Below are 268 nucleotides of genomic sequence, written 5' to 3' on the forward strand. Positions count from 1 at the left end.
GCCGTCGGCGACTTGCTGCAGTGCGACGGGGTACTCCGCGACGATCACGATGTCCGCGGCGACCTGCTTCTCGCCGACCTCGACCTTGACGCCCTGACCGAAGTCACGCTGGCCGATCGCGTCACGGATCGCGCCGATCGCACGCGCGGCGCCGTTGCCGAGGGAGTGCACCCCGTTGACCTCACGCGCAGCGATCCCGGCGACCTTCGACACGACGGTGTCGTCGATGACGGTCTTGCCCGTGACGCCGCCGGTGTGGGTGCCCGTG

The 268-nt window shown here is 70.1% G+C and carries 1 protein-coding gene; it reads right to left on the reverse strand.

The genetic code is table 11. The features are described 5' to 3' along the window. On the reverse strand, positions 1-268 hold a 268-nt coding region (locus tag WFH25_RS19410), incomplete at both ends, for an Asp23/Gls24 family envelope stress response protein (RefSeq protein ID WP_442892433.1).

The sequence above is a fragment of the Curtobacterium sp. USHLN213 genome (genome assembly GCF_037144815.1).
Lineage (GTDB): Bacteria > Actinomycetota > Actinomycetes > Actinomycetales > Microbacteriaceae > Curtobacterium.